Raw genomic sequence first — 12,558 nt, 5'->3', positions numbered from 1 at the left:
TCCCGGGCCTGGCGATGGGCAATATCTGTCGTGACAAGCTTTGGACTGGCACCCGCGCGACTTGCACAGAATATTCAACCGCTTTGCCACAGTTTTTTTTGCATGTCTTGCGGCAAGAACCGTCCTAGGGTCGGCAAAGCACAGCTTTGCACACACAACGAAACAAGAACCACTGACCATGAGCCAAATATCAGAGAGCCTGCTGAACCAAATCCGCAGCCGATTTGCCCAGATCGATCATTGCCCCGAACAGGGTGAGCGGATCTTTTTCGAGAATGCCGGAGGCGCACTGACATTGAATTCAGTTTTGGAAAGCTCGGTTCGTTACGCCGCCATCCCGGACAACCAGGGGCGCGACAATCCGGGATCCCATGCGCTGGTCGCCACGATCAACGCGGCCAAGGCGGATATGCGGGATTTCATGAACGCACCCGGCGGGCAGTTCTTTGTGGGTGAAAGCGGTACAGAACTGTTGTTCCGGCTGATCATGAACGCATGTCTGGGAACGGGTCCGGGCGTTGTGCTGGGATCCACATTGGAACACCCGGCGACGCGTTCGGCCTGTGATCGTTGGGCCCGCATTTCCGGGCAAACCCACGTTTTGGTACCCCATGATGACGCCACCGGCACCGTCTTGGCCGAAGCCTATGCCGCGGCCGTGACACCGGATACCAAAGTGGCGACGATCCTGCATACCTCTCCGGTGACGGGAATGGGCGTTGATGTCGCTGCCGTTTCTCAGGCCATCCGCACCGTGGCTCCGGATTGTTTCATCATCGTCGATGGCATCCAGCACGCAGCGCATGGCCGGATCGATCTGACCGCCTATGACGTCGATGGTTATGTGATTTCGCCCTACAAGGTGTTTTCGCGTCATGGCTACGGCGTGGCCTGGATCTCTGATCGCTTGACCGCGCTGGAGCACAACGCCTTGCTGAATGGCCCCGCGGACAATTGGGAAATGGGCACGCGCGACACCGGAGCTTATGCCACGATGTCCGACGTCGTATTCTATTTCGAATGGCTGGGCAGTCAGGTCAGCGATGCCGAAGACCGGCGCGGCAAGTTTCTGGCGGCGGGTGATGCGATCCATGCGCAGGAAAAGGCGCTGACCGATGCGATGATCCACGGCACCGGTAACCTGAGCGGCCTGGCCGAGATGGAAAAAGTCACCATTCTGGGCGGGGCCGACAACCCGGCACGAGAAGGTCTGGTATCGCTGCGTGTCGAAGGCGTGGCCTCGTCCGAGGTCGTCAAACGGCTGAACGAACACGGTATCCGCACGCATCTGCGCAAGGCGGACCACTATTCCGGCAATATCCTGACACCGCTTGGCTATGATGCCTGTGTACGGGTCTCGATGTGTCACTACAACTCGATCGGCGAAGTCGCCAAATTCCTTGCCGTCATGAAAGAAATCGCCGCTTGAGCCGCGCCATATCCAAGGACATTCCCTCATGAAAACCCATGCACAAGCTGTTGTCATCGGCGGCGGCCTTGCCGGTACGTCGATCCTGTATCACCTTGCCAAACTCGGCTGGACGGACTCGATCCTGCTGGAACGCGATGAGCTGACCAGCGGATCGACCTGGCACGCGGCGGCCAACATCCACGGTCTGCATGACAACAACAACATCACCCGCATCCAGCACTATACGATGAACCTGTACAAAGAGCTGGAGAAGGAAACCGGCCAAAGCTGCGGGGTGTTCCAGCCCGGATCGCTCTATCTGGCCCAGACCGAAGAGCGCGAACAGCAGTTGCGCCTGCAAGAGGCGAAGGCCCGGTTCTATGGGCTGAATTTTCACGAGGTCAGCCGGGAAGAGGCCAAAGAGCTGCACCCGCTGGCGCAGTTTGATGACATCCGCTGTATCATGTACGAACCTGATGGCGGCAATGTGGACCCGTCCGGCGTACCGCATGCCTATGCCGCCGGGGCCCGTGCGATGGGGGCTACCATCGAACGGTTCTGCCCGGTGATCGCCACGGAACAGCAACCCGATGGCAGTTGGATCGTTCGTACGCCCAAGGGTGACATTCATGCCCAATGGGTGGTCAACGCGGCGGGCCTCTGGGGGCGCGAGGTGGCGGCGCTGGCAGGCTTGACCCTGCCGCTGCAACCGACCGAACATCAGTATTTCGTGACCGAAAGCATCGACGAAGTGGCCAGTCTGGGCCGTCGTCTGCCGTCAATCGCCGACCGGGACGGCGAGTATTACTTCCGACAAGAGGGCAACGGCCTGCTGATCGGGGCCTATGAGAAAGACATGAAGTTCTGGGCCGAAGACGGTACGCCGCTTGACTTCGCGCATGATCTGTTTCCCGACGATCTGGACCGGATCATGGAAAATGTGATCCGCGCCACCGAACGCGTGCCGGTTGCCGCCACAGCCGGGGTGAAACGGGTAATCAACGGCCCGATGATCTGGTCGCCCGATGCCAATATGCTGTGGGGGCCGGTGCCCGAACTGAAGAACTATTTCCTCTGCGGCGGTCTGATCCCCGGCTTCTCGCAATCCGGCGGGCTGGGGCTGCTGGCGGCGCAATGGATGATCGTGGGTGAGCCGCAATATGACATGTTCGCCTGGGATCTCGCCCGCTTTGGCGACTGGGCCGACAAAAAGTTCACCAAGGCCCGGGTCGAAGACGCATACACCCATCGGTTCAAAATTCACTTCCCGAATGAAGAACGCAGTGCAGGCCGCCCGGCCCGTGTGCGCCCCGCCTACGAGATGCAGAAACAGATGGGCTGTGTCTTTGGTCTCAACTGTGGCTGGGAACACCCGTTGTGGTTTGCCGATGTACCCGGCACCGAAGAGACCACTGGTTTCACCCGCCAGAACTGGTTTGATCCGGTCGGGCGCGAGGTTCAGATGCTGCGCGACAGCGTGGGCGTGATCGATATCTCGAACTTCGCCAATTACGTGATCAAAGGGCCTGGTGCCTACGACTGGCTGGACCGCCTGGTGGCCAATCGCGTGCCGACCGAAATTGGGCGCAGCTGCCTGACGCCGCTGATTTCGGTCCGCGGTGGCGTGGCGGGGGATTTCACCGTCACCAAGCTGGCGGAAGACGAATATATGATGATTGGCTCCGGCATGGCTGAACGCTATCATCAGCGCTTCTTTCAGATGGTGGAAATGCCTCAGGGCACAACTCTTGACGTCGCAACGGACCGCATCGCCGGGTTCAACATCGCCGGCCCGAAATCACGCGAGGCATTGGCGCGCCTGACCAATGCAGACCTTTCCAACGAAGCGTTCCGCTTCATGCGGTCCCGGAAGATCACCGTAGCAGGTGTTGATTGCGTGGCCATCCGGGTCAGCTTTACCGGCGATCTGGGTTGGGAACTGCACTGCGCCGAAACCGATCAGGTCGCGCTTTACTCTGCGTTGCTCGAAGCCGCCGAAGACTGCGGTGGCGGCCCCGTGGGTGGACGGGCGCTTGGGTCGCTGCGCATCGAAAAGGGTTATGGATCCTGGGGGCGGGAATATTCCCAGGAATACTGGCCGCAAGAGGTCGGGCTGACGGGCCTGATCAAGCTGGACAAGGATTTCCTGCACAAAGACGCCTATCTGTCCATCAAGGACAAAGCTCCGCGCGAGGTCCTGTCCATCTTTGAACTGGACGTGACCGAGGATGCCGACGCCACCGGCAGTGAGCCGATCTTTACACCTGATGGTGCGCCTGTCGGCCGTGTCACATCGGGGGCGTACGGGTATTCAGTCGGGAAATCTCTGGCATTGGGTTTCCGCAACCCCGAGGTGGCGCAGCCAGGGGATGAAGTGGTGATCCAGGTGATTGGCAAACCGCATAAGGCTCGGGTGCTGGCAGAGGCGCCGTTCGATCCTTTGGGCGGCAGGCTGCGCGACTGAAACAACCGGCCCGCCGGATCAAGGTCATCCCATAGCCGCAGATCTCATCCGCGATCTGTGGCTATGGGATGTGCAATTTGCTTTCGAACCGTTCGACAGGGTCCGCCTCGGTTTCGGGATGCCACTGTTTCGCGGCCGGTGCGCAAACCTTCAGACAATCAACAGCGCGCGCTGCGATCTGATCCGCGATTTCGGTTATGTTGACCGGGTTTAAATAGAAGGCAGGCACAGGGGGCAGGATGATGGCTCCCATTTCTGCGGCCGCCGTCATATTGCGCAAATGCGCCAGTGTCAGCGGCGCTTCTCGTGTCAGCAGTACCAGTGGGCGTCGTTCCTTGAGCTGAACGCCCGCCGCTCGTGTCAGCAGGTTGTCGTCCAGTCCATGCGCGATCGCACCCAATGAGCGCATGGAACAGGGCGCGACGATCATCCCGGATACCGGCACCGAACCGGACGCTATACTGGCCCCGATATCGGCGGGCGCGTGATGACGGGTTGCCGACTGCCGCAGTTCCTTCAGGGCATCGGGGCCGCATTCCTGCGCAAGCGTCAGACGGGCAGCGGGGCTGACGACCAGGTCGATTTCGATATCCGCCGATGTCAGATGTCGTGCGACCGCAAGGCTCAAAACCGCACCGGAAGCGCCTGACACGCCTAAGACTACTCGGGTTTTCGTCATGTTCTCAGCTCTGGCATCAATCTGTCTATCAGGTCTTCCGCAAATGCGTGATCAACTTTGTCGGTGCGCATGACCGTCCCCCATTCCCGCTGTGTTTCACTGCCTGTTTTTGTCGTGGCGTCGATGCCCAGCTTTCCGGCCAGACCGGGTTCCGGCGAGGCGAAATCCAGATAATCCATGGGTGTCCTGTCCAGGATCATCACATCGCGGCCCGGGTCCATTCGCGTGGCAAGCGCCCAGGCGATATCGTTCCAGTTTCGGGGGTCGATATCGGCATCTACCGCAACGATCATCTTTGTATAGCTGAATTGCGGCAGCATCCCCCAAAGCGCCATCATCACACGCCGGGCCTGGCCCGGATATCGCTTGTCGATGGCGACGATGGCGATGCGATAGGAACAGGCGGCAGGCGGCAGCCAAAGGTCGTGTATTTCGGGGATCTGAGCGCGAATGGTCGGCAAGGCCAATCGATTGAACACTTCGCCAATGATCGCAGGTTCGTCAGGCGGGCGTCCGGTATAGGTTGACAGATACAGTGGTGCCTCGCGATGGGTCACGGCCGTGACATGCATCACCGGAAACGGCTCGGCGGGGTTGTAGTACCCGGTATGATCCCCGAACGGCCCTTCGGGTGCTGTCTCGCTTGGCGACACCCAGCCTTCCAGAACGATCTCGGCATCTGCCGGTACAAGCAGAGGGACGGATTTGGCCGGAACCAATCGTGGCCGGTTCTGGTTCAGGGCCCCGGCAAATGTCAGCTCAGACACCATTTCGGGCAGGGGCAGAGCCGCCGACAACAAGGTCGCGGGGTTTGCGCCCAGAACTATTGCGACCGGCGTCTTTTCGCCGTGCTGCGCCCAACTGCGATGATGGGCAGCCCCGCCGCGATGTGGCAACCAGCGCATAATCAGACGGTTCCGGTCCAGCACCTGAACGCGATAAACGCCGGCGTTGTAAGTTTGTACCGCGTCGGGTTCGCTGCCACGGGGGCGGGTGATGACCACAGGCCAGGTGATCAGGGGCCCCGCGTCCCGGGGCCAGTGTGTCTGGATCGGCAGCGCAGAAAGATCAACATCGGCTCCGCTTTGGCAAACCTGCTGAACAGCGGCGGTTTTGACCTGCTTCGGTCGTGTGGACAATGCGGCCTTCAGCATCGGCCACCGGGACAGCGCATCCCGCAACCCGCCCGGCGGCGTCGGGGCCCGAAGCGCGGCCAGAAACGCGCCCAGATCATCCAGCCCATCGGAAGAAACGCCCAGCCCGGCGGCGACGCGTTCCGAAGTTCCGAACAGGTTGACCACAACCGGCATGTTGCACTGCCCCGAGGGCACGCCCGTCGGCGTGTCGAATTGCAACACGGGCCCATTGGCCTCTAACACGGCGCGGTGGACAGCGGTCATTTGATGGCGCACGGAAACCGGTTCGGCGATGCGCCTGAACTGCCCTTTTTCTTCACACCATTTCAGAAAATGTCGAAGGCTGGGATATGGCGGCAGAGTGCGAATGGGTTTGCTCCGGCGATGGTGCCTACCCTCTAGCAGCGAAAGAGACCGGTCGAATTGACAACCGTCAAGTCCCGGGCGCCGGGGCGGCTTTAGGAAGGCCGCACCGGTTCACTTTTTTGAGACAGCAGGAGGTCTGTTTGTCCGATCCCCTAAACCAGATACCGCAATGCCCTACCGCTTTGGCCGCAGCCCTGCGGTTTGTTCCGCTTGCACCCTTGTCGCTGTCACTGACGGCGTTTTCCCGCAAAATAACCAAGAAACACCCCGATTTGCTCAACCGGCTCGGGGAATACAGCCGGGCAGCCTTTGTGCTTGATCCAACGGATCTGCCCGTTGTCCTTCTGCTCGAACCGAATGACGGCGCACCGAGTATAAGATTGAGCCGCGGGCGCGTGGACGGGGCCGCGCGAATTTCCGGCCCACTGGCGGCGCTGTTGGGGCTGGTACATGGAGCGTTTGACGGTGACGCCCTGTTCTTTTCGCGCGATCTGGTGATCGAGGGCGACACAGCCGCGGCACTGGCGCTGCGCAACGCAATTGACGACGCAGAGCTGGACCTCGCGCACGAGGCCGCAACCCTTTCCGGCCCGCTTGAACGCCAGCTGAAGCAGATCATCGCCTTTGCAGAGCGTCGGACCGGCCTGTGCCTGACCCGACCCGAGGACGCGATTCTATGGTAATGGAAATCGTTTGCCCGGCGGGAACGCCCGCGGCCCTGCGTGCAGCCGTCAGGGCCGGGGCTCACACGGTCTATTGTGGCTTCAATGACGAAACCAATGCGCGGAACTTTCCGGGGCTCAACTTTGACCGCGCTGAAATGCGGGCCGGAATTTCCTTTGCCCATGATCACGGATCGAAGGTCTTGATTGCAATCAATACCTTCCCGCAGGCAGGCAACGAAGGGATTTGGAAACAAGCGGTGGCGGATGCCGAAACCTGCGGTGCAGATGCTGTCATTCTCGCCGATCTGGGCTTGCTGGACTACGCGGCGCGACATCATCCCAAGCTGCGCAGACATCTGTCCGTGCAGGCCGCGGCGGCCAATGCTGACGTGATCAATTTCTATGCCGAAACTTTCGGTGTAAAGCGGGTGGTCTTGCCGCGCGTTTTGTCCGTTCCGGAAATTGCCGCGATCAACTCTGAAACCGACGTCGAAACCGAAGTCTTCGTGTTCGGCGGTCTTTGCGTCATGGCCGAGGGGCGATGCTCGCTGTCCTCTTATGCCACCGGGTTGTCTCCAAACATGAATGGTGTCTGCTCCCCTGCCAGCCATGTGCAGTATCAAGAAGAACAGGGCGCGTTGAACGCGCGCCTTGGCGGGTACCTGATCCACCGGGTCGAACGGGATGAGCCCGCACCGTATCCGACTTTGTGCAAAGGGTGTTTTTCCGCAGGTGAAAAAACCGGGCACCTGTTCGAGGATCCCGTCAGCTTGAACGCAGAACAGCTGATCCCGCAATTGCAAAAGGCAGGTGTGACAGCCTTGAAGATCGAAGGGCGCCAGCGGTCAAAATCTTATGTCGCACAGGTCGTTCGGAATTTTCGCGCCGCGGTCGATGCGCTGGAGTCAGGCCAGCCGATGCCCGAAGGTATGCTTGCGCGACTGTCGGAAGGGCAGGCCATGACGACCGGCGCTTACAAAAAGACGTGGAGGTGATCCGATGGAACTGACAATAGGCCCGAACCAGTTCTTCTGGCCCTCCGAAACCTGGGCTGCATTTTATGATGATCTGGCCCGATCGCCCGTCGACCGCGTCGTGCTTGGGGAACTGGTCTGTTCCAAGCGCTTGCCGTTTTACCAGGATCGTATCCCTGCGGCGATTTCCCGGCTGGTGGAGGCGGGCAAAGAGGTTGCGCTGACAAGCCTGGCCCTTGTGACCCTGAAACGCGAGCGCAAACTCACGGCTGAGCTTGCAGAAATGGGCGTCATGGTCGAGATCAACGATCTGACCGCGCTGGCACATTTGCCCGGCACCTGCACGTTTGCCGTTGGCCCGCTGGTAAATGTCTACAACGAAGGTACTTTGAAATGGTTGGCTGCTCGGGGTGCGCGCCGGGTTTGTCTTCCGCCGGAATTGCCCATCGCTTCGGTCAAAACGCTGGCGCAAGCTGCCTCGGACTTGGGCGTCGCGATCGAAATATGGGGGCATGGCAGGCTGCCGCTGGCCATTTCCGGGCGCTGTTACCACGCGCGATTGCATGGGCGCAGCAAGGACAATTGCCAGTTTGCCTGCGAAGACGATCCGGACGGGTTGGACGTTCTGACCGGTGACGGCAAGCCTTTTATGGCCATGAACGGTGTGCAGACCCTGTCAGACAGCCATGCCTGTACGGACCATCAGATCGACCTGCTGAAACAGGCTGGCATCTCGGCGTTGCGTCTGTCGCCGCAATCTGGCGGATTCCGTCAACTGTGCGAACTGTATCGAAAACGTATCGACGGTGATCTTCCCCAAGGAGAAGTGGAGCGCGCCCTGCGTGGCGCTGATCCTGATATTCGGTTGAGCGACGGATTTCTGAAGGGGTCCTGCGGTGCAGAATGGTCCGGTGCATCAAAGGCGGCTTCGATCTCGGTTTGACCGCCGCATCGGCACGGCGTCCGTCGCGCCGGACGCGAATGAAACAGCCTATGCTTTGAACCCTTGGGATGAGTCCGGGTTTGTCCGGAATTCTTCCTCTCGAACCCAGGTTTCGGCCTGCAAGACCCCGGGTTGCCCGGTGCCGATAATCCCCACGACCTGCACATCGCCGGTATCGGTGGGAGCGGCCACCTGAACACGCCGGATCAATGCGAAAAGGGCGACCGCAATACCGATAGCCGCCAGAAGAAACGGAAGACCGCGCCCGCCGAACAATGAGATAGAGTTCGGCCCCAGCATGGTTCCCACCAGCAGGCCGACATTCAGCAGCAGCACCATCGTGCCACTGGCGGGAACGATCTGAGACAGCTTGAGCTGATCATTGGCATGCGCCGTCAGGATCGAATACGCGGGATACAGCCCGATTGCGATCAGAACAAAACCATAGACGATATGAGACGGCGACGTATCGATGGCCATCCAAAGACTGGACAGAGTCGTAACGACACCCAGCCCGATTACCACATAGCGTCTGTCGGTGTGATCAGACAGCCAGCCGATCGGGTATTGCACCACCGCACCGGCGATCAGCGCCGCCACCAGCGCCCCTGACGCCTGCGCCGTCGTAAAGCCGTTTTGCAACGCATAAAGCGGCAACGAGATATAAGACGCCGCGACACCGATGCTGACCAGAACGATACCGATGACTGCGATGGGCGAAACCTTGTAAAGCACGGGAACCGACATGCGTTCCGGAGCGGCATATTCCGGCGCCTTGTTGCCCGACAGAAGAAGCGGCACGATCGAAAGCGAAATCAGGATGGAAACAAGCCCGAACAGCAGGTTCCCAGTGGGGTCGGGAAAGCCTACTATGGTGGTGCCAAGCGCCGGGCCGGCAAGCTGGATAATGAAATACAGCGACAGGACCTGAGCGCGCATGTTGTTCTCGGACTTCGCGTTCAGCCAGCTTTCGGTGATGACGTAAAGCCCCGGGTAACAAAATCCGCCCAACAGACGCATCACGCTCCAGCTGATCGCGTCGCTGGTCAGCAGATGCACGATGGCCGCAATCGAAACCAGCGAGGCGAGGGCTGAAAATGCCCGAATATGCCCGACATTTTCGACCAGCCTCGGGGCAAGTGCCGTCCCTGCAAGCGCACCCAGGGGATAGCTTGCCTGCATGACGGAAATCGTGAAGTCACTAAAGCCCAGACTGGCCCCCCGGATCGTCAGCAACGTCGCCAACAGACCGTTGGCAACCATCAGCATGAACATCCCAAGGAACAGTGCCCAGTTTTCGTTTAACGCGCGTATCATAGCGAACCGCTACTGATGCGGGGCGGGCCTGTATACAACTCCTACGACATCGGGATGTCGTTTGATGGAACTTCTCCGTTGCGGGCCACTATGTCGGATTCAACCGTCCCAAGGCCCATTGAAACTGGGTTTTCGGCTAAACGGATTGGCCTCTGTGCCCGCAGGAATTGCGGCTGAGTTACACGTCGCCTTGCATGATCCGGGCATAGATATCGGGATCCGTCACGCCTTCAGAGCCGATCGTCAAAACCCGAGACTGCGGCGTCAATCCAAGCTTCTGGAAAAGCTCGGGGTTATTGGCCGCTTCGATCAATGCGGCCAATCCGGCAACGCCGCTCTCTCCGGCTTCGATCGCCGGATCACTACCATGCGGACGCGCCAGGCGACGGACGGTGGGCGGTATCAGCTGATCGTCGATTGTCAGAAAGTCCGAGGCTTCGCTGCGCAAAACCTCCCACGCCATCGGTGACGGCACCCCGCAGGACAAACCCGCCATGATGGTCTCTTCATCGATATCTACGGACGCGGCTTGCCCCTGCCTTGCGCTTTCGAACAAACACGCCGCCAGATGCGGTTCCACGACCACGACGCGCGGCGCGGCATCACCCCAGGCCTGACGCAATGCTGCCGCAACTGCCGCGGCAAGCCCTCCAACTCCACCTTGCAGAAAGACATGCGTCGGTGCCGCGTCCATTACATCCACGACTTCTTTGACCATGACACCATAGCCCGACATCACGTCGCGCGGCGGGTCGGTGTAGCCTGGCCAGGATGTGTCCGAAACCACGAACCAGCCGTTCTCGTCGGCTTCCCGCCGACACTGATCCACCGAGGCGTCATAGTCTCCATCGATGCGCACGACGTCGGCCCCGAGTTCGCGCATGGCCTGCGCGCGGCCTTCACTGACTTCGGCGTGAATGTAGATCCGGCACGGCGCGCCGAACCGCTTGCACCCCCATGCGAGCGACCGACCGTGGTTGCCATCGGTTGCCGAAACAAGCGTGATACTGGCAACCATGTCGGCGCAGCGGCCAGTACGGATATCTTCCAATGACACGTCCTGACCGGTCCGGCGCGATATTTCGCGTTGCAGAACACGCAAGGCGGCAAAGGCCCCCCCCAAGGCCTTGAAACTTCCAAGACCAAACCGGGGACCTTCATCCTTGTAGTGGACTTCCGCGACTCCGATCTCGGCTGCCAACGATGGCAAAGAATGCAGAGGCGTTGGGGCATACCCCTCCCATTGGGTGATTTCCCTTGCTGCGCGATCGAAATCCTGTTGTGTCAAAACGGTTTCGGCAGCGGGGCCAAAGCTCGGCCTGCCTGCCTGATGGGCGATGATTTCTGTCATGGTCGTGTATCCTGTCAGGGGGTCAGCGGCAGGCGCTGCCGTACCAGCTCTGCCCAGAGTTCTGCACCCAGCGGGAGCAGTGCGTCGTTGAAATCGTAATCAGCCGAGTGCAGCGGACGGCCGTTTGATCCTTCGGTCCCGTTGCCGATAAGCAGGAAACACCCGGGCACAACGGCGGCAAATTCAGCAAAATCTTCCGAGAAAGACATGGCAGAGCGGTCTCCGTCCACCTCAAGACCCATGGCCGAAGCCGCTGCAACGACATGCGATGCGGCATCGGCATCATTGTTTGCCTCGATGAATGCGGTACGGAAATCCACACTCACCTCGACGCCATGGCTTTCGGCCACACCGCCTGCGATCTGGCGCATGGTGCGTTCGATCAGCTTGCGGTCTGCCGGTGACATGGCCCGCGCGTCACCTTTCAGAACAGTACGCCCCGGAAGGACATTGCGCTGCCCGTCGGTGGTGAACTCGGTCACCGACACCACGGCGCCGGATGAAGGTGCAAGCTTGCGTGAAACGATGGTTTGCAGGGCCAATACAAGTTCCGCCGCAGGCGTGATCGTTTCGCGCCCGACATGGGGCATCGAGGCATGACCGCCTTGACCGGAAAGCGTGATTTCAAACAGGCTTTCACTGCAACAGATGACACCGGCGCGGGTGGAAACCCGCCCGACAGGCTCACCCGGAAGATTGTGCGCGCCGTAAACCTCATCAATCGGGAAGGTCCGCAAAACGCCCTCATCGATCATCGCTATTGCCCCAAGCCCATGCTCTTCATTGGGCTGGAACAGAAAGACAACCGTGCCGTCAAACGTCGGATCCTTGGCCAGCAATTCGGCGGCCCCAAGCAGCATCACCGTGTGGCCATCATGTCCACAGGCATGCATGACACCTTCGTTCTGCGACTTGTGCGCAAACGTATTGACCTCGGTAATCGGGAGCGCGTCGAAATCCGCGCGCAGCCCAATGGCGCGATTGCCATTGCCCGCCTTCAAGACGCCCACGACACCGACCCCTTCAAACACCTCGATGCCTAGGTTGCGCAGATGCCCGGCAATCCGGTTCTTGGTCCAGACTTCCTGAAACCCAAGCTCGGGGTTGCGATGAAACTCATGGCGCAACGCACGCAGGCGTTCTGTCAATGCTGTCACGGCAAAACTTCCCCTTCGACGTGTTGCTTCACATGTGAGAAACAAGTTTATTGCAAGTGACCTGAGAAAAGGGCTCTAGTTAGTGGCAAGCCATG

At 59.9% G+C, this 12,558-nt stretch carries 10 protein-coding genes; 5 read left to right on the top strand and 5 right to left on the bottom strand.

Annotation, left to right across the window (positions count from 1 at the left end; all coding sequences use genetic code 11):
• Positions 1-178 precede the first annotated feature (178 nt).
• On the top strand, positions 179-1,429 hold the full coding sequence (locus tag ACR0FB_RS12825) for an aminotransferase class V-fold PLP-dependent enzyme (protein ID WP_480621093.1): 1,251 nt from the start codon (positions 179-181) through the stop codon (positions 1,427-1,429).
• Between the two features lie 28 nt (positions 1,430-1,457).
• Positions 1,458-3,875, top strand: a complete 2,418-nt coding sequence (locus ACR0FB_RS12820) for a GcvT family protein (protein WP_480621095.1) — start codon at positions 1,458-1,460, stop codon at positions 3,873-3,875.
• 61 nt (positions 3,876-3,936) lie between these two features.
• Here the strand turns inward: ACR0FB_RS12820 and ACR0FB_RS12815 are convergent, their stop codons facing one another.
• Both ACR0FB_RS12815 and ACR0FB_RS12810 read right to left on the bottom strand, forming a co-directional pair.
• A complete protein-coding gene (locus ACR0FB_RS12815) occupies positions 3,937-4,554 on the bottom strand; it encodes a UbiX family flavin prenyltransferase (RefSeq protein WP_480488863.1) in 618 nt (205 codons plus the stop codon).
• The gene (locus tag ACR0FB_RS12810) at positions 4,551-6,059 is read right to left on the bottom strand and encodes a UbiD family decarboxylase (protein WP_480621121.1); all 1,509 of its coding nucleotides are present in this window, start codon (positions 6,057-6,059) and stop codon (positions 4,551-4,553) included. Before ACR0FB_RS12810 ends, ACR0FB_RS12815 begins: the two co-directional genes overlap by 4 nt.
• Before the next feature lie 137 nt (positions 6,060-6,196).
• Here ACR0FB_RS12810 and ubiT point away from each other — a divergent pair, with 137 nt between their 5' ends.
• From ubiT to ubiV, 3 genes are read left to right on the top strand one after another with little or no spacing between them, the layout of a single operon-like run.
• Positions 6,197-6,739 (top strand): ubiquinone anaerobic biosynthesis accessory factor UbiT, encoded by a 543-nt coding sequence (gene ubiT / locus ACR0FB_RS12805; protein WP_371807770.1) that lies wholly within the window; start codon positions 6,197-6,199, stop codon positions 6,737-6,739.
• Positions 6,739-7,716: a ubiquinone anaerobic biosynthesis protein UbiU gene (ubiU, locus tag ACR0FB_RS12800; RefSeq protein ID WP_480621123.1), complete on the top strand. Its 978-nt coding sequence runs from the start codon at positions 6,739-6,741 to the stop codon at positions 7,714-7,716. Before ubiT ends, ubiU begins: the two co-directional genes overlap by 1 nt.
• 4 nt (positions 7,717-7,720) lie before the next feature.
• A complete protein-coding gene (gene ubiV / locus ACR0FB_RS12795) occupies positions 7,721-8,638 on the top strand; it encodes a ubiquinone anaerobic biosynthesis protein UbiV (RefSeq protein ID WP_480621097.1) in 918 nt (305 codons plus the stop codon).
• Between the two features lie 48 nt (positions 8,639-8,686).
• Here ubiV and ACR0FB_RS12790 read toward each other — a convergent pair whose 3' ends face one another.
• The 3 genes from ACR0FB_RS12790 to ACR0FB_RS12780 all read right to left on the bottom strand — a co-directional run bounded on the left by ACR0FB_RS12790 (position 8,687) and on the right by ACR0FB_RS12780 (position 12,463).
• Complete coding sequence (locus ACR0FB_RS12790) at positions 8,687-9,955, bottom strand: MFS transporter (protein ID WP_480621100.1); 1,269 nt, start codon at positions 9,953-9,955, stop codon at positions 8,687-8,689.
• Between the two features lie 178 nt (positions 9,956-10,133).
• The gene (locus ACR0FB_RS12785; RefSeq protein WP_480621102.1) at positions 10,134-11,306 is read right to left on the bottom strand and encodes a diaminopropionate ammonia-lyase; all 1,173 of its coding nucleotides are present in this window, start codon (positions 11,304-11,306) and stop codon (positions 10,134-10,136) included.
• Positions 11,307-11,320: 14 nt separating this feature from the next.
• Complete coding sequence (locus ACR0FB_RS12780) at positions 11,321-12,463, bottom strand: amidohydrolase (protein WP_480621104.1); 1,143 nt, start codon at positions 12,461-12,463, stop codon at positions 11,321-11,323.
• Positions 12,464-12,558 lie beyond the last annotated feature (95 nt).

Source organism: Ruegeria sp. P10 (assembly GCF_056534925.1).
The sequence above is the reverse complement of the archived record's forward strand: the minus strand, read 5'-3'. Positions and strand labels throughout refer to the sequence as shown.